Raw genomic sequence first — 17630 nt, 5'->3', positions numbered from 1 at the left:
GCCGTGCGCGCCGTGCGGCGGTGCAGCCGTGCGACGATGCGTCGATGAGCATGCACGGAGGCGGCGGGAGCATGGGCGGCGGACGGGCGATGCGCTCGTTCACGCAGGACGGTTCGGTCGCGCGGCGCCGCCTCGGCCGGGAGACGCTGCGGCGCATCCTGGCCTTCGCCCGGCCCTACCGCGGCCGGCTGACCCTGTTCGTCCTGATCCTGGCCCTGGAGGCGGCGGCGGGCGCGGCCACACCGCTGCTGTTCCAGCGCATCATCGACCACGGCATCACCGCCGGCGACACCCGCCTCGTGGTGCTGCTGGCGGGGGTGGCCGCCCTGCTCGCCGTCGTCTCCGCCGGGCTGTCCGTCGCGGACCGGCTCGTCTCCTCCCAGGTGGGCGAGGGACTCATCCTCGACCTGCGCCTCGCGGTGTTCGACCACGTGCAGCGCATGCCGCTCGCGTTCTTCTCCCGGGCCCGCACCGGCGCCCTCGTGCAACGCCTCAACGGCGACGTGCTGGGCGCGCAGCGGGCCTTCACCTCGACGCTGCAGACCGTCGTCTCCAACACGCTGACCATCGTGTTCACGCTCGGCGCGATGTTCGCGATGTCGCCGCAGCTCACGCTCGGCGCTCTCGTGCTGGTGCCGTTCTTCGTGCTGCCCGCGCGCTGGTTCGGCCGCCGGCTCGCCGTGCTCACCCGGCGCGGCATGGAGGTCGACGCCGACCTGGGCCAGCTCATGAACGAGCGGTTCAACGTCGCCGGGGCCCACCTCGTGAAGGTCTTCGGCGACCCGGAGACGGAGTCGCTGCGGTTCGCCGAACCCGCCCGCGAGCGCCGCGACCTGGGCGTGCGCACGGCGCTGCTCGGCACCTGGTTCCGGGTGGGCCTGTCCACGATCGCCGCGCTCGCCGTGGCGGGCGTGTACGGCGTGGGTGGTCTCCAGGCGGTCGCGGGCGAGCTCACGGTGGGCACGGTGGTGGCTCTGGCCACGTACCTCACCCGCCTGTACGGGCCGCTGACGGCGATGGCGAACGTCCAGGTGGACGTCATGACGGCGCTCGTGTCGTTCGAGCGGGTGCTGGAGGTGCTGGACCTGGAGCCGTCGGTGGCCGAACGGCCCGACGCCGCCGACCTGCGGGCGGCCGTCGCGGCACGCGGCGCGTCGGTGACGCTGGACGCCGTGACGTTCCGGTACCCGCGCGCCGACGAGGTGTCGCTCGCCTCCCTGGAGTCCGTGGCCGGGCAGCGCAAGGACCCGACGGCCGACACGCTGCGCGAGGTCTCGTTCGAGGTGCCCGCGGGGTCGATGGTGGCGCTGGTGGGGCCGTCCGGGGCAGGGAAGACCACCGTCTCGCAGCTGGTCAGCCGCATGTACGACCCGACGTCGGGCGCCGTGCGGATCGCCGGCACCGACCTGCGGGACGTGACGTTCGCGTCCCTGCGGGCCACGGTGGGCGTGGTCGCGCAGGACGCGCACCTGTTCCACGACACGATGGCGGCGAACCTGCGGTTCGTGCGCCCGGAGGCGTCCGACGACGACCTCGAGCGGGTGCTGCGCCAGGCCCGGGTGTGGGACCTCGTCGAGCGGCTGCCCGAGGGCCTGGAGACCGTGGTGGGCGACCGGGGCTACCGGCTCTCGGGCGGCGAGCGGCAGCGGCTCGCGATCGCGCGGCTGCTCCTGCGGGCCCCCGACGTGGTCGTGCTCGACGAGGCGACGGCGCACCTCGACTCGGAGTCCGAGGCCGCGGTGCAGGTGGCGCTCGACCAGGCCCTGGCGGGGCGGACGTCGCTGGTCATCGCGCACCGCCTGTCGACCGTGCGCGCGGCGGACCGGATCGTGGTGCTCGACGACGGGCGCGTCGCCGAGTCGGGCACGCACGCCGAGCTGCTCGCCGCCGGGGGCCTGTACGCGGACCTGTACCGCACCCAGTTCGCGGAGACGGCGGACCGCTGATCACGTGCGCCGTACGCCCGTCGCCGGGACGCACGCACGGTGCGCTGGGACGAGCTGTGCGCCGGGACGAGCTGTGCGCCGGGACGAGCGTCAGCGGACCTGTGGGCGCGGGTCGGCGGCGGGCGGCGGCGGGTTCCGGATCGCGGCGTCGATGCGGCTGAGCACGGCACGCGACCGCTCGAGCTCGGCGCGGTAGCGTTCGGGCAGGTCCGCGGCCAGCCGGCGGCGCATCTCCACGGCCTCACGGGCATGCCCGAGGGCCGTCACGTTGTCGCCCACGGCGCCGAGCGCGCTGGCCAGGTTGGACAGGGCCAGCGCCAGGTCGGGGCGGTGCTTGTCCGGGTTCTCCAGGGCGAGTGCCCGGCGCATCACCACGGCCTCGCGCATCGGCAGCAGCGCGTCCTGCGCGCGGCCCAGGTCGAGGAGGGTGGCACCCAGGTTCGCGAGCGCCTCCGCCAGCCCGGTGCGGTACTTCTCGGGCTCCTCGCGCACGAGCCGGCGCAGCATGTCGACGGCCTCCTGCGTGGGCCGCAGGGCCTCCTCGAACCGGCCGAGGTCCGCGTACCGCACCCCCAGGTTCGACAGGGACTGCGCGAGGTACTTGAGCGACCGGGCGTTCTGCCGCGCCAGGCCCCGGCGCACGGCCACGGCCTCCTCCTCCAGCAGCACCGCCTCGTCGTACCGGCCGCGCCGGGCGAGGGTGACGCCGAGGTTGGACAGGGAGTGCGCCAGGTAGTGCAGGTACTTGTCCGGGTGCTCGCGCGCGAGGTCGCGGCGGATCTCCAGCGCCTCCCGCTCCAGGCGCAGGGACTCGTCCGCGCGCCCCACGGTCGAGTACAGGGCGCCCAGCGCCGACAGCGCGCCGGCCAGGTCGGGCCGGGTCCCGCGCTCGTTCTCCTTGGCGAGCCGCCGCTGGATCTCCAGGGCCTCGACCAGCACCACGCCCGCCTCCTCGTACCGGCCGAGCGCCTCCAGCGTGGTGCCCAGCTGGCCGAGCGACCACGCCAGCTCACCGAGGTGCTCCGGCCGGTCCGCGGCCAGGCGCCGTCGGATCGCGACGGCCTCGACGTTCGCCGGCAGGGCGTCCTCGGGTCGCCCGCTCTCGGTGAGGGCCTCGAAGTTGCCCAGCACGGCGGCGAGCCGCGGCTCGTACTGGACGGGATCGCCGGCCGCGAGCCGGCGGTAGAGATCGAGCGACGCGCGCTGCGCCGCCTCGATCTCGCCCGTGCGGCCGAGCTCGGTGTAGGACACCCCCGCGTTCTGCAGGGCGCGCGCGTGCTCGGCGTCCGCCCACGGGGCGTCGCCCGGCCCGAACCGCCGGCAGAGGGCGACGACCTCCTCCTGGACCCCGAGGGCGTCCTCGTGCCTGCCGACGGCCCAGTAACCCATCGCGAGGTTGTTCAGCGCGGTGCACAGCGGGGGTCGGTAGCGGTCGGCGTCCTGCGCCGACAGGCCCCGCCACAGCCGCACCGACTCCTCCAGCTCTGTCAGCGCGGCGTCCGGCTCGCCCTCGGCGATGAGCACCGCGCCGAGATCGCCCAGCGTCTCCGCGCGCTGGGCCACGTCGCCCTCCGTGCGCGCCAGCTCGGCCACGCGGTGGGTGAGGCGGTCCAGGACGGGCACCACGAGGGGCGCGGACGCGCGGGGGAGCCGGCGCGTGACGCGGAGCAGGCCGGGCAGGTCGGCGGCCGTCCGGGCCGGCAGCGCGGCCGCCACGGCCTCGGTCAGCTCGCCGGTCACGTCGCGGTCCGCCGCCGGGCGGTCCAGGCCCATGGCGGTGGCGAACCCCAGCACCGCGAACGCCTGGTCGGCGTCCAGGTCGCGCGTGCACCGGTCGGTCAGCCCGGGTGACGCGGCCAGCACCCGCGACACGAGCAGCTCGCCCAGGCGGGGCACGGCCGGCAGGTGCCGCCGCACCCACGCGGTGACGTCGGCGTCGCGCCCGGCAGCCGGGCTCGCCCCGGCCCGGCGCAGCGCCGCGCGCACACCGGCGTCGGAGGTGTCGCCCAGGAGCGTGGCCGCCGTCAGCACGGCCTCGGCGTCGCCTGCCAGCCCCGCCTCCACGGCCGACGCCGCCCAGCCGGCCCGCTCCCGGTCGAGCAGCAGCCCGAGCGCGGCCCCAGGGTCGGGCACCTCGCCGTCGAGGACGCCGACGAGCGCCGCCGCGTGCAGGTCGAGCACGCGCGTACGCCGGTCCGGCGCCGACTCGTACGCCGTGCGGGGTACGGGCCGCCCGAGGACCCGCGCGAAGCGGGCCGCGGCGGCCTCGACCACCGCACGTTCGCCGTCCGGCGGCTCGGCGGCCAGCCCGAGGGCGGGATCGTAGGCGACGTCGGGCCCGCCCTCCAGCGCCGCGTCCAGGGCCATCTGGGTGACCGACGGCGTCCGCCCCGCCCACAGGCTGCCCGTCCACCGCTCGCGGGGCCACCACTGCCCGCCGGTCCGGGCCAGGCACAGGATACGCAGCCGGCCCCGGCGCCGGGGCGCTCCGGCGGCGTCGAGCATCGCGGGCAGGCCGGGCCGGAACCCGGCGTCGTCGACCACCAGCAGCGCACGCCGCACGTCGGCGACCCGTTCGACGGCGGCCACCTCCTGGCCCGGCGGCACGTGGACCACGGTCCAGCCCGTGCGGCGCAGCCTGCGGCCGAGCTCCAGGGCCAGCCGGGTCTTGCCCACGCCACCCAGACCGCACACCAGGCGCAACGCCAGCGGGTCGTGGGAGCGCACCCACGCCCGCAGCTCCGCGAGCTCCCGGGCACGGCCGGTGAACGGGACGGTCGCACGCTCGGGCGCGAGCAGGGCAGAAGGGCTCGCGCCCCGTGTCCCATCGGGTCCGGGTCGGCTCATGAGCAGCAATCCAACCGCACCGCCTCGGTCCTGGCCAGCGGCCCCGTGATACCGCCGTGCGCCGTCCGCGAACGTGTCAGCGCAGGTCAGCGAGCCGTGACGGGGTACGGGCGGCGCCGCGTACCGCATCCTGAAAACGGCGACGGCCCGCCGCCCCCAGCGAAGGGGGCGACGGGCCGTCGGTCGGCTCGGGTCAGTTGCCCGTGAGCTTCTCGCGAAGCGCGGCCAGCGCCTCGTCCGAGGCCAGCGTGCCACCGGCCTCCTCGACCGGGGCCGAGGAGTACGAGGTGTTGCCGGCGGGAGCGGAGGCCGGGGCGTCCGACGACGCGTCCGTGTCCGCGGCCAGCGCCTCGGCGACCTGCTTGCGGTGCGCGGTCCAGCGCTCGTGCGCCTTGGCGTACTCCGCCTCCCACGCCTCGCGCTGCGCCTCGAAGCCCTCGAGCCACTCGTTGGTCTCCGGGTCGAAGCCGTCCGGGTACTTGTAGTTCCCGGCCTCGTCGTACTCGGCGGCCATGCCGTACAGCGCGGGGTCGAAGTCCTCGGACTCCGGGTCCACGCCCTCGTTGGCCTGCTTGAGCGACAGCGAGATGCGGCGGCGCTCCAGGTCGATGTCGATGACCTTGACGAACACCTCGGCACCGACGGTGACGACCTGCTCCGGCAGCTCGACGTGGCGCACGGCCAGCTCCGAGATGTGCACCAGGCCCTCGATGCCGTCCTCGACGCGCACGAACGCACCGAACGGGACCAGCTTGGTGACCTTGCCCGGCACGACCTGACCGATGGCGTGCGTGCGGGCGAAGGTCTGCCACGGGTCCTCCTGCGTCGCCTTCAGCGACAGGGAGACACGCTCGCGGTCGAAGTCGACGTCGAGCACCTCGACGGTGACCTCCTGGCCCACCTCGACGACCTCGGACGGGTGGTCGATGTGCTTCCAGGACAGCTCGGAGACGTGCACCAGGCCGTCGACGCCACCCAGGTCCACGAAGGCACCGAAGTTGACGATCGAGGAGACGACACCGGGGCGCACCTGGCCCTTCTGCAGGGTCTGCAGGAAGGTGGAGCGGACCTCGGACTGCGTCTGCTCGAGCCACGCACGACGCGAGAGCACGACGTTGTTGCGGTTCTTGTCGAGCTCGATGATCTTGGCCTCGATCTCCTTGCCGACGTACGGCTGGAGGTCGCGGACACGACGCATCTCCACCAGGGAGGCGGGGAGGAAGCCGCGCAGGCCGATGTCGAGGATGAGACCACCCTTGACGACCTCGATGACGGTGCCGGTGACGACGCCGTCCTCTTCCTTGATCTTCTCGATCGTGCCCCAGGCGCGCTCGTACTGGGCGCGCTTCTTGGACAGGATCAGGCGGCCTTCCTTGTCCTCCTTCTGGAGGACCAGGGCCTCGACGGCGTCGCCGACGGCGACGACCTCGCCAGGGTCGACGTCGTGCTTGATCGAGAGCTCCCGGGACGGGATGACACCCTCGGTCTTGTAGCCGATGTCGAGAAGGACCTCGTCACGGTCCACCTTGACGATCGTGCCTTCGACGATGTCACCATCGTTGAAGTACTTGATGGTGGCGTCGATGGCAGCAAGGAAGTCCTCCTCGGTGCCGATGTCGTTGACGGCAACCTGGGGTGCGGACTTCGCAGGGGTGGAGATGGTCATTGAGTTCGATGCTCCGATGCGGACATGGCGTAGTACGGACAGGGTCTGTGTTGCTCTGCTGATGTGGTCCCGATGAGCGCCTTCCGGGGTCGCCGGAGGGCGCACGGCACCGCCAGTCATCCTAGTGGCGCCGCAGCGGGATGGTCAACGCGAGGCCTCGTGCGGGAGAGGCCGGAGCGGGCGGTCAGAGCGCGAGCTCCAGGTCCCGGCCCGGGATCGCGTCGAGCAGCGCCCGCGTGTACTCGGTGCTCGGCGAGTCGAAGACGTCGTCGACCGTCCCCTCCTCGACCATCCGTCCCTGCTGCATCACCAGCACGCGGTCCGCGATCTGGCGCACGACGGCGAGGTCGTGCGTGATGAACAGGTAGGTCAGGCCCAGCTCCTCCTGGAGGCCGGCGAGCAGCTGCAGGATCTGCGCCTGCACGACGACGTCGAGCGCCGACACCGCCTCGTCGCAGACCACCAGCTCGGGCGACAGGGCCAGCGCGCGGGCGATCGCGACGCGCTGGCGCTGGCCGCCCGACAGCTCCGACGGGAACCGCTGCAGCTGGCCCTTGCTCAGCGCCACCTGCTCGGCGAGCTCCTCGACACGGGCGCGGCGGGCCGCGGCGTCGCCGTAGTCGTGTGCGCGCAGCGGCTCCTCGATCGCGCGGAACACCGAGTACAGCGGGTCCAGCGACGAGTACGGGTCCTGGAACACCGGCTGGACGCGGCGCCGGTAGGCGATCTGCTCCCGGTGCCCGCCGGCGCCCACGGGGGCGCCGTCGAACGTGATCGTGCCCGAGGTGGGCTTCTCGATGTCGAGGATCATCCGGGCCAGGGTCGACTTGCCGGACCCCGACTCCCCCACGACGGCCACGGTAGACCCGCGCGGGATGTCCAGGCTCACACCGTCCACGGCCGTGAAGTCCTTGCTCCGGGAGAACAGCCCGTTCCCGCGGATCGAGAACACCTTGGTCGCGTCCCGGACCTCGACCAGCGGCGCCGGCTCGGCGGCGGGCGCGTCCGCGGCGTCCGCCGTCGTGCCGTGCTCCTCGCCCGGGGCGAGGAGGGCCTCGTCCAGCACGTCGTCGAGGCCGCGCTCGCGCGCGATCTCGATGCGGCGCGAGGCGAGCGACGGCGCCGCCGCCATGAGCCGCTTGGTGTACTCGTGCTGCGGCGCGGTGAGCACCTGACGGGCCGGACCCTGCTCGACGATGTCGCCGCGGTACATGACCACCACGATGTCGGCCCGCTCGGCCGCCAGGCCCAGGTCGTGCGTGATGAGCAGCACGGCGGTGCCCAGCTCCTCGGTCAGCCCGGTGAGCTGGTCGAGGATGCCGCGCTGCACCGTCACGTCGAGCGCCGAGGTCGGCTCGTCCGCCACCAGGAGCGCCGGACGGCCCGAGAGCCCCATCGCGATGAGGGCCCGCTGGCGCATGCCACCGGAGAACTCGTGCGGGAACTGGGAGGCGCGCCGGCGCGCGTCCGGCAGGCCCACCTCGTCGAGCAGCTCGACGGTGCGCGCGCGGGCGTCCCGGCGGGTCCGCAGGCCGTTGTCGATCAGGCCCTCGTCGATCTGCCGGCCGATCTGCATGATCGGGTCCAGGTTGGTCATCGGGTCCTGCGGCACGAGGCCCAGCTCGGTGCCGCGCAGCTGTGCCATCCGCTGCGGGCTGACGTGGCCGAGGTCCTCGCCCTTGAACCAGATGTGCCCCTCGGCCACCGAGCCGTTGCTCGCCAGGAGGCCCAGCACCGCCATCGCGAGGGTGGTCTTGCCGGAGCCGGACTCCCCCACGATCGCGACGGTCTGGCCGCGGCGCACCGTGAGGTTGGCGCCCGCGACGGCGCGTGCCGCGCCGTGCTCGGTGCGGAAGTCGACGGACATGTCCTCGACGCGCAGGACGACGTCGTCGGCCTCCGCGCCCGAGACCTTCTTCTTGTCTGGGGTGTCGTTCATCGTCGGGTCCTGTTCCGGGGGTCGAGGGCCTCGCGCAGGCTCTCGCCCACGAGGGTGAAGCCGAGAGCCGTCACGGCGATGCAGATGCCGGGCAGGATGGCCAGGCGCGGCGCGACCGCGAGCTCCTGCTGCGCGGCCGTCAGCATGCGGCCCCACTCCGCCGTCGACGGCTCGCCGCCGCCCAGGCCGAGGAAGGACAGCGCGGCCGCCTCGATCACCGCGGTGGCCAGGCTCAGGGTGGCCTGCACGATGACGGGGCCCACGCTGTTCGGCAGCACGTGGCTCATGGTCACCGAGCGGCGCGTCAGGCCCAGCGCGGAGGCCGCCAGCACGTAGTCCTGGCCCTTCTGCGCGAGCATCGAGCCGCGCAGCAGGCGCGCGAAGATCGGCACCTGCACCACACCGATGGCGATGATGACGGCCATCGACGACTGGCCGACGATCGCCGCGATCGACACCGCGAGCAGCAGCGAGGGCACCGAGAGCATCAGGTCCACCAGGCGCATGACGGCGAAGTCGACCCACTTGCCGAACCAGCCCGCGAGCAGCCCGAGCAGCAGGCCGCCGGTGAGGCCGAACAGCGTGGACAGCACGCCGACGAGCAGCGAGGCCTGCGCACCCCAGATCAGCTTGCTCAGCACGTCGCCGCCGTAGCGGTCCAGGCCGAGCGGGAACTCGGCCGACGGGCCGGGGATCATGGTGGGCCGCACGTCGGCGCGGCCGGGCAGCTCGGTGCCGCCGTACGGCGCGAGCACCGGCGCCAGGAGGGCCACCAGGACGAACACGGCGACGATGACGAAGCCGATGATCGCGACGGGGTTCTTGCGCAGGGTGCGCCACGCGCGCGCCCAGACACCCTCTCCGCCGTGGTCGGCGCCGGCCGGGCCGTCGCCGTGGATGCTCGTGTGGAGCGGCGCGGCGGCCGCGCCGTCGGTCACAGGAAGCTCGTTGGCGCTCACTGCTGCCTCCTCAGCCGGGGGTCGATCAGCCCGTACGAGACGTCGACGAGCAGGTTCACGAGGGCGTAGACCACGGCGATCATGAGCACGAAGCCCTGCATCACCGGGTAGTCGGCGTTGAACACCGAGTCGGCCAGGAAGCTGCCGATCCCGCTGAAGGCGAACACCGTCTCGGTGAGCACCGCGCCCGACAGCAGGAGGCCCACCTGCAGGCCGATCGTCGTCACCACGGGGAGCATGGCGTTCTTCAGGATGTGGTCACCACGCAGCCGCGAGGCCTTGATGCCCTTGGCGCGCGCCGTGCGCACGTAGTCCGCGTTCTGCACCTCGGAGACGGCGGCGCGCGTCATGCGCGCCACGATCGCCAGCGGGATCGAGCCGAGCGCGATGCCGGGCAGGATCAGGTGCACCAGCGCGTCCCAGGCCGCGTCCCACTCGGCGGTGAGCAGACCGTCCAGGACGTAGAAGTTGGTCGGGTGCGTGGCGATCATCGTGGCGCTCTGGCGCCCCGTGGTCGGGAACCAGCCCAGCTCCACGGCGAAGAGGTACTTCAGGATGAAGGCCAGGAAGAAGACGGGCACCGTGACGCCGATCAGCGAGACGACGACGGCCGAGTGGTCGACGATCGAGCCGGCGCGGCGGGCGGCGACGTAGCCCAGCGGGATGCCGATGCCGATGGCGAACACGAGCGCGACGACGGTGAGCTCGATCGTGGCGGGGAACCGCGTGAGGAACTCGTCGATCACGGGCCGGCCGCTCTGCAGCGAGACGCCGAAGTCGCCCTGCAGCAGCCGCAGGAGGTACTTGCCGTACTGCACGATCAGCGGCTGGTCGAGGCCGAGCTGGGCCTCGATCTCCGCGGCGGCCTCGGGCGTGTACCGCTCGCCGAGCATGGCCTGGACGGGTCCGCCGGGCAGGGCGCGCACCCAGCCGAACAGCAGGACCGACAAGCCCAGCAGGAGGGGTATCAGGAGCAGCAGGCGCTGCACGATCAGTCTGAGCATCGTTCCTCGGCAGACGTGCGGTGATCGGTCGCCCGGGTCCGGCCGGCTCGCGGGCGGGCCCGGCGACTGGGGACAGGGGTCGGGGCGCGGCACCAGCCGCGCCCCGACCTGAGTACTTCACCCGAGGGCTCGCGAGCCCCAGGCGGTTCGGGAGGGAACCTTACTCCCTCCCCGGTGCGTCACCGTTACTCGCCACCGCCGAGGGAGATGACGTTGTAGACCTCGTCCTGCACCGGCGAGATCGGGTAGCCCTCGACGCCGGGGGCGACGACGAGCGACGGCACCGGGCTGGCCAGCGGGACGCCGGGCAGCGCGTCCATGATCACCTCGTTGGCGTTCATGTAGGCCGCCTCCTGCTCCTCGAGCGGAGCGTTGCGGGCGTCCTTGATCGCGTCGAAGACCTCCTGGTCGTCGAAGCCCCACTCCAGCGACTTCGCCCCGAAGAACGTGCCGATGAAGTTGTAGGTGTCGTTGTAGTCACCCGTCCAGCCGAGCAGGTGCAGACCGTGGTTCTCGCCACCCTGGATGGTGTCGATGTACGTCGGGCTCCAGGGCTCCGGCGTGGCCGTCACCGTGATGCCGACCTCCTCGAGGTCCGCGGAGACGGCCTCGTAGATGGCGGCGGGGTCCGGCATGTACGGGCGCGAGACCTCGGTCGGGTAGTTGAACTCGAGCTCGAGGTTCTCCTGGCCGGCCTCCTTCAGGAGGTCCTTGGCCTTCTCGGGGTCGTACTCGTAGGTCGTGACGTCGTCGCTGTAGCCCGTGACGATCTCGGGCACGAACTGCGTCGCGGGGGTCGTACCCTCGGGCAGCGCGGCCTGGACCAGTGCGTCCTTGTCGATCGCGTGGGCGATCGCCTGGCGCACGCGGACGTCGTCCAGCGGCTTGGCCGCCTGGTTCATGCCCAGGTACAGGATGTTGAACGCGTCGCGGTCGAGGATGGTGTAGCCGGCCTCCTTGAGCGCGTCGACGTCGGCGGGCGCGACCAGGTCGTAGCCGTCGATGTCACCGGCCTCGAGCGCCTGGCGGCGGGCGGTGCCGTCGGAGATCACCGTGAAGACGATGGTCTTGACGTCGCCGATCTCGCCCCAGTAGTTCTCGTTGGCGGCCAGCGTGACGCTCTCGCCGCTCTTCCACTCCTGGAAGGTGTACGGGCCGGTACCGGTCGGGTGCTCCCGGCCGTACTCGGTGAGCTGCGGCGCGTCGGCCGTGCCCTCGACCTCGTCCGCGCCGAACTCCTCCAGCGCCGCGGGCGACTGCATCGAGAACGACGGCAGCGACAGCGCCGGGATGAGCTCGGGGATCGGCGTGTTCAGCGTGACGACGGCGGTCGCCGCGTCGGACGCCTCGCACGAGTCGTACAGGCTGTCCTCGCCGGTGCCGCCGAAGACGGCCTTGTAGTAGTACGAGAGGTTCTCGTGGGCGGCCAGGCCGGTCCAGTCGTGCCAGCGGTCGAAGTTGGCGCACACGGCCTCGGCGTCGAACGGCGTGTCGTCGTGGAACGTCACGCCCTCCTTGAGGTTGAACGTGTACGTCAGGCCGTCCTCGCTGATGTCCCAGCTCTCCGCGAGCAGCGGGGCGGGGTCCGCGGTGCCCGGCTCGACGCCGACCAGACCCTCGAAGATCTGGCGCGCGACCCGGAACGTCTCGCCGTCGCTGGCGAACGCCGGGTCGAGCGAGCTCGGCTCCGCCGATCCGGCGAAGACGAACGTGCCGTCACTGCCCCCGCCCTCGCCGCCGTCGGCGTCCCGCTCGCTCGCGACACAACCGCTCAGAGCCACTGCGAGCGCAGTCACCAGGGTGACGCCGCCCGCAAGGCGCGTAGCGCGTCGACGCATGGCACTCTCCTTCCTCGAGCGCACCGGCGGGCCCGGGTTCGGGCACGACGGCGCGCAGACGTTTGCGCCTGACCTTAGGAGCCCTTTCGTTGCTTCCGTATTTCTCCCCAGTACTCGCAATCCAATCGTGATCCTTTTGTTACCGGCGTGTATGTGCTATCTCACGGCCGCTTCGCCGGGTGTGTGCGGATGCGTACCGGGCGGGATGATGGCCCCGTGAACGACTCCGGCTCCGTGGGCGATCCCGAACCCGTGTCCTTCGGTTACCGCGACGTGCCCGACGACGGCCGTGCGGCCCGGCGCTGGTGGGACGCCAACGCGGACGAGTACCTGGACGAGCACCGCGACTTCCTCGGCGACGCCGGGTTCCGCTGGGGGCCGGAGGGGTTGACCGAGGCCGAGGCCGGGCTCCTGGGCGACGTCGCCGGGCGGGACGTGCTCGAGGTCGGCGCGGGCGCGGCGCACTGCTCGCGGTGGCTGGCCGGCCAGGGGGCGCGGGCCGTCGCCACCGACTACTCGGCGGGCATGCTGGCGGGCGCCGCGACCCTGGACGCGGCCACGGGTGTCGTGGTGCCGCGGCTCCAGGCGGACGCGCGGGCCCTGCCGTTCGCGGACGGCTCGTTCGACGTGGTCTTCACGTCGTTCGGCGCGCTGCCGTTCGTGCCCGACGCCGTCCGGGTGCACCGCGAGGCCGCCCGGGTGCTGCGGCCGGGCGGCCGGTGGGTGTTCTCCGTGACCCACCCGCTGCGGTGGGCCTTCCCGGACGACCCGACGTCGCGCGGCCTGACGGCCAACCGGTCGTACTTCGACCGGCGGCCCTACGTCGAGACCGACGCCGCCGACCGCGTCCTGTACGCGGAGTACCACCGCACGGTCGGGGACCACGTGCGCGACGTCGTGGCCGCGGGGCTGGTGCTGACCGACCTGGTGGAGCCGGAGTGGCCCGAGTGGAACACCCAGGTGTGGGGCGGCTGGGGCCCGGAGCGGGGCCGGTACCTCCCGGGCACGGCGGTCTTCGTCACGACCCGCCCGTGACCCGGCGGGAGTACTGAGATCTGGTCCCTCGCCGCGGGTGCCGGCCTCTGGTGCCGCGCCGCTGACCGCGCGGCCGAGATCTGGTGCCGCGCCGCCGAGATCTGGTGCTCGCGCTGAGATCTGGCAGTGCACTGCCAGATCTCAGCTCGGCCACCAGATCTCGATGGCGGTCTGCCAGATCTCGGCGGAGGAAGCTCGGCTGGCGACCGGCGAAGCTCCAGATGTCAGCGGACGAGCGTGGCAGGTGACAGATCTCGCCGGGGGGACACCGCCGACCGCAGGCGAGACCCTAGATCTCGGAGGAGGCGGTGGAGTGTGACCACAGGGCGGCCGGATCGAAGGTTGTGCACAGGCTGCCTCGGTGCGTCCGGCGGCCGCGGCGGCGTTCCGGCACGCTGACCGCATGTCCGAGATCCTGCTGGCCCGCGACCACGACTACGCGGTTCTGCGCCGAGCCCTCGCCGCGCGTGACATCGAGCGCCTGCGGCGGGGCGCCTACACCGCCGTCGACCCGGCTGCGGCTCCGATCGGCGCCGCAGAGCATGCCCGACGTCGGGCCGAGCAGACGGTCGTCGCCGTGCACCGGCAGCTCACCGCGCACCACGTGGTCAGTCACGAGAGCGCGGCGCTGCTCCACGGCGCACCCGTGTGGGAGATGCCCAGCCGGGTGCACCTGATCCAGCGCTACGGGTCCAATGCCGGTTCCGCCCCGGACATCGTGCGCCACCGGAGCATCCTGGCCGACGACGAGATCGTCACCGTCGCCGGCGTACCCGTGACCTCGGTGACACGGACCGTGCTCGACTGCGTCTGCACGATGCCGCCGCTCGCCGGCCTGGTTCTCGCCGACTGGGCGCTCGGCACCGGCGTCGAGCGGGCCGGTCTTCTCGCGGCGCTGGCCGACCGCAGCGACCGCAGGAACCGACGCCAGGCCCGGCTCGTCCTGGACCTGGCCGACGGCGGCGCCCAGTCTCCGTGGGAGACCCGCACCCGCTACGTGCTGCTCCGCGCCGGTTTCCCGCGGCCGCGGACCCAGGTGCCGGTCGTGACGCGGCTCGGGACCTTCCACTGCGATGTCGGCTGGGACGGATGGGGACCGCTGATCGAGTTCGACGGCTTCGTCAAGTATCAGGACGGGGTGTTGCGGCCCGGGTACGACGCGGACGCCGCGCGGTTCGTGGAGAAGCGCAGGGACGACGCGATCCGCGCGACCGGGCGAGCGCTGGTCCGGGTCACCGCGCGCGACAAGGCGTCGGACATCGTGCGCTGGGTGCTCCGCGAGACGCCGGCGCACCAACGTCCGCGGCTGGACCCTCGGCTGGACCTTCCGGAGCCGTGACATCTGGTGTCCCGGCGAGACCTGAAGAGCCTCTCCCCCGACATCTGGCCGCCCCACGCGACCCCGCCGTGAGATCTGGCCTCCCGCCGGGGACCGCCCCCTGAGATCTGGTGCTCCGCCGCCGAGATCTGGTGTCCCCGCCGAGATCTGGTGGTGCACTGCCAGATCTCGGCGGGGACGCCAGATCTCGGCAGCGGAGCACCAGATCTCGGTGCGGGCGCCGGGCGACCCGGGCCCGCACCAGTCGTGCCCGGCCCTTCAGTGGCCCGCCTCGTGCCAGGTGGGGCCCGTGCCGACCGAGACGTCCAGCGGGACCGTCAGCGCGAAGGCCGCGCCCATCTCGGTGCGCAGCACCTCCTCGGCCGCGTCCCGCTCCCCCGGCGCCACCTCGACCACGAGCTCGTCGTGCACCTGGAGCAGCAGCCGCGAGCGCAGGCCGCGCTCGTCGATGGCCTTCTGCACCCGGAGCATGGCGAGCTTGATGATGTCGGCCGCGCTGCCCTGGATGGGCGCGTTGAGGGCCATGCGCTCGGCCATCTGCCGGCGCTGCCGGTTGTCGCTCGTCAGGTCGGGCAGATAGCGGCGGCGGCCCAGGATGGTCGCGGTGTACCCCGTGGCGCGCGCCTCCTCGACGACGCCCGCGAGGTAGTCACGCACCCCGCCGAAGCGCTCGAAGTACTCGTCCATCAGGGCCTGCGCCTCGCTGGTGGCGATGTTGAGCTGCTGCGACAGGCCGAAGGCGCTCAGGCCGTAGGCCAGGCCGTACGACATGGCCTTGATCTTGGAGCGCATCTCCGCCGTCACGTCGGCAGGCGCCACCTCGAACACGCGCGAGCCCACGTAGCGGTGCAGGTCCTCGCCCGAGACGAACGCCGCGATCAGGCCCTCGTCGCCCGACAGGTGCGCCATGATCCGCATCTCGATCTGGCTGTAGTCGGCGGTCAGCAGCGACTCGTAACCCTCGCCCACGCGGAACGCCCGGCGGATCTGGCGGCCCGCCTCCGTGCGGATCGGGATGTTCTGCAGGTTCGGGTCGGTCGAGCTCAGGCGGCCGGTCGCGGCGATGGTCTGCTGGAACGTGGTGTGGATCCGCCCGTCGGGCGCCACCGACCGGAGCAGCCCCTCGACGGTGGTGCGCAGCCGCGACACGTCGCGGTGCGCCAGCAGGTGCGCCAGGAACGGGTGCTCCGTCTTGACGAAGAGGTCCTGCAGGCTGGCCGCGTCGGTGGTGTAACCCGTCTTGATCTTCTTGGTCTTCGGCATGCCGAGCTGGTCGAACAGCACCTCCTGGAGCTGCTTGGGGCTGCCCAGGTTCACCTCCCGCCCGATCACGTCGTAGGCCTGCGCGGCGGCGTCGGCCACACCCTGCGCGAACTGCTTCTCCAGGCCGGTCAGGTACTCGGTGTCGGCGGCGATGCCGGTGCGCTCCATGCGCGCCAGCACACCCGAGAGCGGCAGCTCGACGTCGGTCAGCAGGCCCGTGGCGTCGCGGTCGGCCAGCTCGCCCGACAGCGCGGCGGCGAGCTCGGCGACGCCCTGCGCGCGCACGGCCTCGGCCTGCCCCTCGGCCTCGCCCTCCAGCGAGAGGTCGAGCGCGCCCTGCGCCCCGTCCGGCTCGGCGACCTTGAGCTCCCGCCCGATGTGCCGCACGGCCAGGTCGCCCAGGTCGTAGCCGCGCTGGTCCGGGTAGCACAGGTAGGCGGCGAGCTCGGTGTCGAACGCGACGCCCGCCAGCTCCATGCCGCGGGCCGCCAGCATGTGGGAGGCGGCCTTCGCGCCGTGCAGCGTCTTGGCCGCGGCTCCGTCGGCGAGCCAGTCCGCGAGCGCCTTCTCGTCGTCGGGGCCCACCTGTGTGAGGTCGACGTAGGCGGCCTCGCCGCCGGGTTCGGCCACGGCCACCGCCCAGGCGTCGCCGCCGCCGGGCACCGACTTGCCGGCCACCTCGACGCCCACCTGGGCGGTGCGGGCGGCGAGCCAGGAGCCGAGGGTCCCGGGGGCGACGTCGGCCAGGTCGAGCTCGACGGCGACGCCGGCCGGGGCCTCCTGCGCGCTCGCGCCCGCGGGGTCGACGGCGAGGAGCCGGTCGCGGAGCTGACCGAACTGCAGGGTGTCGGACACGAGGTGCACGGCCTCACGGTCGAAGCCGGCCAGCGCGAGGTCGCCGACGCCGAGCGGCAGCTCGACGTCGGTCAGGAGCGCGTTGAGCTCCCGGTTGACGCGCACCTGGTCGAGGTGCGCGCGCAGGTTCTCGCCCGCCTTGCCCTTGACCTGGTCGGCCGCGTCGAGCAGGGCGGCGAGGCCGCCGTGCGCGGTGATCCACTTCGCGGCGGTCTTCGGTCCGACGCCGGGCACGCCCGGCAGGTTGTCGCTGGTCTCGCCGACGAGTGCCGCGAGGTCGGGGTAGCGCTCGGGCGGTACGCCGTACTTGGTCTCGACGGCCTCGGGGTCCATGCGGGAGAGCTCGGAGACGCCCTTCTTCGGGTACAGGACCGTCACGTCGCCGTTGACGAGCTGCAGGGCGTCCCGGTCGCCGGAGCAGATGAGCACCTCCATGCCCGCCGCCCGGGCCTGGGTGGCGAGCGTGGCCAGGATGTCGTCAGCCTCGATGCCCTCGAGCTGGACGAACGGCACCCGCAGCGCGTCCAGCACCTCCTTGATGAGGGGCACCTGCCCCTTGAACGCGTCCGGCGTGGCGTCCCGCGTGCCCTTGTACTCGGGGAACCGCTCGGTGCGGAAGGTCACGCGGCCCGCGTCGAACGCGACGCCCAGGTGCGTCGGCTGCTCGTCGCGCAGCAGGTTCGTCAGCATCGACGTGAACCCGTAGACGGCGTTCGTGATCTGCCCGGAGCTGGTCGCGAGGGTGTCGGGCAGCGCGTAGAACGCCCGGTAGGCCATCGAATGGCCGTCGATCAGCAGGAGGCGGGGGCGGCCCGTCGCGGGCGTTCCCTGGATGTGGCTTGGCGCTGTGGAGGTCACGCCTGACAACATAGCCCGCATGACTGACACGAGCGCTTCCGCGACGTCCTCCGGGCCCGGCACCGACCTCGACTGGAAGGG

10 protein-coding genes are annotated in these 17630 nt (G+C 72.9%); 3 read left to right on the top strand and 7 right to left on the bottom strand.

All coding sequences use genetic code 11. The annotated features are described in order from the left end of the window. Window positions 1-44: 44 nt before the first annotated feature. Window positions 45-1946 (top strand): ABC transporter ATP-binding protein, encoded by a 1902-nt coding sequence (locus APR03_RS20950; protein ID WP_253838978.1) that lies wholly within the window; start codon window positions 45-47, stop codon window positions 1944-1946. A gap of 90 nt (window positions 1947-2036) precedes the next feature. Here APR03_RS20950 and APR03_RS20945 read toward each other — a convergent pair whose 3' ends face one another. The 6 genes from APR03_RS20945 to APR03_RS20920 form a co-directional block, all read right to left on the bottom strand. Further along, window positions 2037-4793: a tetratricopeptide repeat protein gene (locus APR03_RS20945; RefSeq protein ID WP_253838976.1), complete on the bottom strand. Its 2757-nt coding sequence runs from the start codon at window positions 4791-4793 to the stop codon at window positions 2037-2039. 193 nt (window positions 4794-4986) lie between these two features. After that, a complete protein-coding gene (gene rpsA / locus APR03_RS20940; RefSeq protein ID WP_253838974.1) occupies window positions 4987-6459 on the bottom strand; it encodes a 30S ribosomal protein S1 in 1473 nt (490 codons plus the stop codon). 184 nt (window positions 6460-6643) lie between these two features. Then, the gene (locus APR03_RS20935; protein WP_253838973.1) at window positions 6644-8398 is read right to left on the bottom strand and encodes a dipeptide ABC transporter ATP-binding protein; all 1755 of its coding nucleotides are present in this window, start codon (window positions 8396-8398) and stop codon (window positions 6644-6646) included. Further along, window positions 8395-9336, bottom strand: a complete 942-nt coding sequence (locus APR03_RS20930) for an ABC transporter permease (RefSeq protein ID WP_372494977.1) — start codon at window positions 9334-9336, stop codon at window positions 8395-8397. Before APR03_RS20930 ends, APR03_RS20935 begins: the two co-directional genes overlap by 4 nt. Window positions 9337-9353: 17 nt before the next feature. After that, the gene (locus APR03_RS20925) at window positions 9354-10361 is read right to left on the bottom strand and encodes an ABC transporter permease (protein WP_253838972.1); all 1008 of its coding nucleotides are present in this window, start codon (window positions 10359-10361) and stop codon (window positions 9354-9356) included. A gap of 185 nt (window positions 10362-10546) precedes the next feature. Next, complete coding sequence (locus APR03_RS20920; protein ID WP_253838970.1) at window positions 10547-12199, bottom strand: ABC transporter substrate-binding protein; 1653 nt, start codon at window positions 12197-12199, stop codon at window positions 10547-10549. A 189-nt stretch (window positions 12200-12388) separates the two neighbouring features. On the opposite strand from APR03_RS20920, the gene APR03_RS20915 reads away from it, so the two are divergent. Both APR03_RS20915 and APR03_RS20910 read left to right on the top strand, forming a co-directional pair. Then, a complete protein-coding gene (locus tag APR03_RS20915; RefSeq protein WP_372494969.1) occupies window positions 12389-13234 on the top strand; it encodes a class I SAM-dependent methyltransferase in 846 nt (281 codons plus the stop codon). Between the two features lie 403 nt (window positions 13235-13637). After that, on the top strand, window positions 13638-14573 hold the full coding sequence (locus APR03_RS20910) for a hypothetical protein (protein ID WP_253838968.1): 936 nt from the start codon (window positions 13638-13640) through the stop codon (window positions 14571-14573). Window positions 14574-14831: 258 nt separating this feature from the next. On the opposite strand, the gene polA is transcribed toward APR03_RS20910, so the two are convergent. Then, window positions 14832-17570, bottom strand: a complete 2739-nt coding sequence (gene polA, locus APR03_RS20905) for a DNA polymerase I (protein ID WP_253838966.1) — start codon at window positions 17568-17570, stop codon at window positions 14832-14834. Window positions 17571-17630 lie beyond the last annotated feature (60 nt).

This window comes from Promicromonospora thailandica, assembly GCF_024171955.1.
GTDB lineage: Bacteria > Actinomycetota > Actinomycetes > Actinomycetales > Cellulomonadaceae > Promicromonospora > Promicromonospora thailandica.
The sequence above is the reverse complement of the archived record's forward strand: the minus strand, read 5'-3'. Positions and strand labels throughout refer to the sequence as shown.

What these genes read in the sequence shown, in the direction of transcription:
- APR03_RS20920 (WP_253838970.1), bottom strand. Translation starts at nt 12,199, where the DNA reads ATGCGTCGACGCGCTACGCGCCTTGCGGGCGGCGTCACCCTGGTGACT.
- APR03_RS20915 (WP_372494969.1), top strand. Translation starts at nt 12,389, where the DNA reads ATGCGTACCGGGCGGGATGATGGCCCCGTGAACGACTCCGGCTCCGTG.
- APR03_RS20950 (WP_253838978.1), top strand. Translation starts at nt 45, where the DNA reads ATGAGCATGCACGGAGGCGGCGGGAGCATGGGCGGCGGACGGGCGATG.
- APR03_RS20925 (WP_253838972.1), bottom strand. Translation starts at nt 10,361, where the DNA reads ATGCTCAGACTGATCGTGCAGCGCCTGCTGCTCCTGATACCCCTCCTG.
- APR03_RS20935 (WP_253838973.1), bottom strand. Translation starts at nt 8,398, where the DNA reads ATGAACGACACCCCAGACAAGAAGAAGGTCTCGGGCGCGGAGGCCGAC.
- rpsA (WP_253838974.1), bottom strand. Translation starts at nt 6,459, where the DNA reads ATGACCATCTCCACCCCTGCGAAGTCCGCACCCCAGGTTGCCGTCAAC.
- APR03_RS20945 (WP_253838976.1), bottom strand. Translation starts at nt 4,793, where the DNA reads ATGAGCCGACCCGGACCCGATGGGACACGGGGCGCGAGCCCTTCTGCC.
- APR03_RS20910 (WP_253838968.1), top strand. Translation starts at nt 13,638, where the DNA reads ATGTCCGAGATCCTGCTGGCCCGCGACCACGACTACGCGGTTCTGCGC.
- polA (WP_253838966.1), bottom strand. Translation starts at nt 17,570, where the DNA reads ATGCGGGCTATGTTGTCAGGCGTGACCTCCACAGCGCCAAGCCACATC.